General features: G+C 66.5%; 4 protein-coding genes. All 4 read right to left on the reverse strand.

Annotation, left to right across the window (positions count from 1 at the left end; translation table 11 throughout):
• On the reverse strand, window positions 1–832 hold an 832-nt coding region (locus IT306_05995), incomplete at its 3' end, for a hypothetical protein (protein MCC7367952.1).
• Window positions 829–2,070 carry a hypothetical protein gene (locus tag IT306_06000; GenBank protein MCC7367953.1) on the reverse strand — a complete coding sequence of 414 codons (1,242 nt, stop codon included), beginning with the start codon at window positions 2,068–2,070 and terminating at the stop codon, window positions 829–831. The genes IT306_06000 and IT306_05995, both read right to left, overlap by 4 nt.
• Window positions 2,051–2,635, reverse strand: coding sequence for a polysaccharide biosynthesis/export family protein (locus IT306_06005; protein MCC7367954.1), 585 nt, complete (start codon window positions 2,633–2,635; stop codon window positions 2,051–2,053). The genes IT306_06000 and IT306_06005 overlap by 20 nt, the downstream gene beginning before the upstream one ends.
• Window positions 2,636–2,892: 257 nt before the next feature.
• The gene (locus IT306_06010) at window positions 2,893–4,176 is read right to left on the reverse strand and encodes an undecaprenyl-phosphate glucose phosphotransferase (GenBank protein ID MCC7367955.1); all 1,284 of its coding nucleotides are present in this window, start codon (window positions 4,174–4,176) and stop codon (window positions 2,893–2,895) included.
• Window positions 4,177–4,226 lie beyond the last annotated feature (50 nt).

Below are 4,226 nucleotides of genomic sequence, written 5' to 3' on the forward strand. Positions count from 1 at the left end.
CGCCCTTGAGCTTGGTCAGCTCCGTGCGCCAGTTGCCGACCGCCGACGCCAGGCTCGGCGACAGCTCGCTGATCTGGACCCGCAGCAGGCTTTCCTTCTCCTCGGCGGCGAGCAGGCGCCGCTGGATATCCTCGAGATCACGCCGCGAGCGGTCCGCGCCCATCAGATTGCGGCCCTCGGACGTCGGCAGCGCATCGCCGTACTTCGACTTGAACTGCGCCAGCTTGCGCTCGATGCCGACCATCGATTCCTCGAGCTGGGCGGCCTGCTCGCGCAGGAAGCGCGTCGCCTCGGCCGCCTGCTCGGAGCGGACCCGGCTGTTGTAGGTGACGTACAGATCGAGCAGCGCCTTGTTCACCTCGGCCGCGACCTTCGGATCCGGGTTCAGGTAATGGACCGCGAACGCGGTCGACCCCTTGGCCCGCTCGAAGGTCACCGGGTTGACCGGCTCCAGCGACGTGTTCTCGGAGATCAGCGCCGCCTTCTCCTCGACCGACAGGTCGCTGCGCGTCGGATACGGGTCAACCTGCTTCACGAGCTCGGCGAGGCTCGATGGCCTCATCACCCGGCGGCGCAGCAGCTCGATGCGCTCGGCCGAGGCGAGCGTGGCCTCCTTGTCGTCGCCCGAGTCCGTGCCCCGGACCAGGTCCGGTGAGACCGCAGCGCCCTCCTGCATCAGCGCGCCCGTCGCGCGGTACTTGACCGGCAGCACGAACGCCGCGACGAACCCGACGAGCACGACGGCGGGCACGATCAGTGCCGGGAGGTGCCAGCGCCGCCGGATCAGCCCGGCGTACTCGCGCATGGAGCTGCTCGACTCTTCCGTGCTCATTGGGCCCTCCGCGGTCGCGGATCCAGTGCGCGATAACCGAAGTTGACGAAGACACTGTGATCGTTGGCGGCGCGAGGCTCGCTGGCGATCTCCTGGCGGATGAACCGATAGCCACCACCCACATACCAGGTCGGCGTCAGCTGGTAGGACGTCCACAGGTCGACGTACGCCTGCTCATTGGTCGTCTCGCCCATGAGCTCCTCGATGCGGTTCTCGCGGTTGTAGCGAACCGCGGCGATCACGATCGTCCGGGTCGACAGCGAGCGGGTGTATTGCACCCGCAGGACGTCGTTCTTGACCCGGCTGCCGATCGTGCTGGGCTCCAGAAACCGGCCGAGGTTGTAGCGGACCCGGCTCGCCGGCCAGCTGTAGTGGCCCACGACCTCGAAGCCGACGCTGTTCTGCGTGTCCGAGGTGCTCACCCCGGTCAGTGCTGCGTTGGACTCGACGTCGGCGCGCTCCGCGCGCAGTTGGGCGATGACGAAGGCCGATTCCGCCGGAGCGTAGCCTGTGCCGAGCACGAGACCGTAGCTGTCGGTCTGGTTGCGATCGTCGTCGGACTCGTACTGGGACACGTACGGACCGGCGACCAGCTCGAACCGCCGCGACATCCTGTAGACGACCGAGGTCTCGATCGTGCCGCTCTGGTAGCCGACCCGGCGGAACGCCAGATTCGTGTCGTAGCTCACCTGCTCGGCGTCGAGGCGGGCCTCGAGGCGCGTGCGGTCGCTCAGCTGGTAGGTGAGGTTCGGATAGATCGTCCAGTCGCGGCGCTTGCCCTTCGCCGTCAGCACGCCGGTCTCGCCGGCCGGCGTGTTGTCGGGGTCGAAATCGTCGAAGCCGGCCGAACCGACCTCCGACGTGAAAGCATCACGCTCCAGGAAGCGTGCATTGAAGCGGTACGTCCCCTTCAGGCTCTGCGTCACCGTGCGCAGGTTGGCGCCGAGCTCAAGCGGCTCTGCGTCGTCACGGTCGGGGATCTCCTGGTAGGAGATCCAGGGCCGGAACTCGACGCTGGAGCGGGTCGTCACACGACCGATCAGGGCCTCGGCCCGCGCGTAGTAGACCCCGTTCTCCTTCTCCTGCGAAGAATCGGTCGCGAGGTCGCGGTTGTTGTGCCACTCGGCCGAGGTCTCGAACGCCGGCAGGAAGTAGGTCTGCTGCGCATGGACCGAGCCCGCGGCACAGCCGAGCAGCGCGATGGCCGGCACCAGGCGATTACGGAACGATGATGACATCGCCAGCCTCCAGTGGAGCGTTCTGTTCGAGGTTCCTGCCCTTGCTGACGTCGCCGTAGCGGAACGGCAGGACGCGCTGCTTGCCGCCTGCGCCGGTGCGCAGGACGATGATGCCGTCGAGATTGGCGAAGGGCGTCATGCCGCCGGCGACCGTCAGGGCCTGCAGCACATTGAGGCGTGGGTTCATCGGATAGCTGCCCGGCTTGGTCACCTGGCCGATGACGTAGATCCGGTTGCCTTCGAGGTTCGTGACGGCCGCGGTCACGACAGGCTCCGGAATGTACTTCTGCAGCCGGCCTGCGACCTCCGTCTGGATCTGGCTGACGGTGCGACCGGCCGCCGCCACTTCGCCGACGAGCGCGAACGAGAACTTACCGTCGGGCCGCACGATCACCGTCTTGGTGAGATCAGGCTCCTTCCAGACGGCAATCTCGAGCTGGTCGCCGGCATTGAGCACGTAGTCGGGGGCCTGCTGGGCCTGCGCGCCGAGCGGCAGGATGGCGAGCGCTAAGGCTGCCAGGCGCAGCCACGGGTGCGACGCTAGCTTGGAACTCACGAAACCCATGATCCTCCTCCATCTTCCCCTGGCCCGGAACCGGCGGTCGGTTCCGTCCGAAATTGCATTGTTGTACCACTGCGTCGGGCGCGGGCCTCGGACGCCCTGGGGCAGGCGTACCCACCTTTGAGTGCGCGACATTCTTGCAGGCCCGTACTCCCGGTGGCGTCGACCAGTTCTCACTCCCCACCCCCGGCAGCCGCCCGGCCAAAACTACCCGAAGTGAAGCGTCGCGACTGGGTCGTTTGAGCAACCGTCGGCATAAGTCAATACGCCTTCTTGTCGCCCCAGAGCATCAGCACGGTCTTGATCAGAATCCGGATGTCCAGCGCGAGCGACCACTGGCGCAGATACTGGAGGTCGTATTCGACGCGGGCCTGCATCTCCTCGATCTTCGAGGTTTCACCGCGGCAGCCGTTGACCTGGGCGAGCCCAGTGATGCCCGGAAGCACCTTGTGCCGGACCATATAGCCCTTGATGAGCTTGCGATACTGCTCATTGTGCGCGACGGCATGCGGGCGCGGGCCGACAAGACTCATGCGGCCCTGCAGCACGTTGATCAGCTGGGGCAGCTCGTCGATGGAATAGCGGCGGAGTACCGCACCGACCGGCGTGATGCGCCGGTCGCCGACCGTGGCCTGGACCACCTTGTCGCCATCCTCGGTGACGGTCATCGTCCGGAACTTGTAGACCGTGATCTCCTGCCCGTCCAGGCCGTAGCGGCGCTGGCGGAAGATCGCGGGCCCCGGCGACGACAGCTTGACGAGCAGTGCCACCACGCCCAGCACCGGCAGCAGCGGGACCAGTACGATGGACGTCAGCAGCACATCGGCAACACGCTTGATCACTCCGCGGTATCCGAAGAACGGCGTCTCGCACATCGAGATCACCGGGATGCCGGCCACCTCGCCGCTGCGGGACTGGATCAGATCCGACAGGAAGATGTCGGGCACGTAGTAGATCGACACCGTCGTGTCCTTCAGATCATCCAGCAGGGCCAGCACCCGCTGCACGTGCCGGATCGGCAGGGCGATGAAGATCACCTGGATGCCGTGAGTCTTCGCGTATCCCGCCAGTTCCGTGAGGCCGCCGAGCAGCTGCTCGTCGCCGTGCATGGCGAGGCGCTCCGAGCTGCGGTCATCGAAAAAGCCGACGACCTGGATCCCGAGCCGTGAGCGCTCGCGCAACCGCCACGAGAGCTGCCGGCTGACGTCATTGTATCCGGCGACGACCGCCCTGCGCGCGCCCTGGATGGCCATGAAGTGACTCAGGCCCCGACGCAGCACGGCCGTGGCCGCGAGCAGCAGCACCGGCGTCAGGACGAACCACGTCAGCATCACGCGACGGGAGAAGAGGTCCGAGGTCTTGGTGACGTAGCCGATCAGCAAGAGCATGACGACCAGTGCGGCCCAGCTCGCCAGGACACTGAGCATGATCCCGGGATCACGGGTACCCGGCTGCGCGGCGAGTTCGGCCGGCAGCTTCTGGATCACCAGCGACAGCGCGCCGGCGATCAGCGCCAGAGACAGGTACTGACTCTCGAACGGCAGATCATGGATCAGGCCGCTGGCATACAACGAACCGACGACCAGCAAAGGCG

This window comes from Chloroflexota bacterium (genome assembly GCA_020850535.1).
Lineage (GTDB): Bacteria > Chloroflexota > UBA6077 > UBA6077 > JACCZL01 > JADZEM01.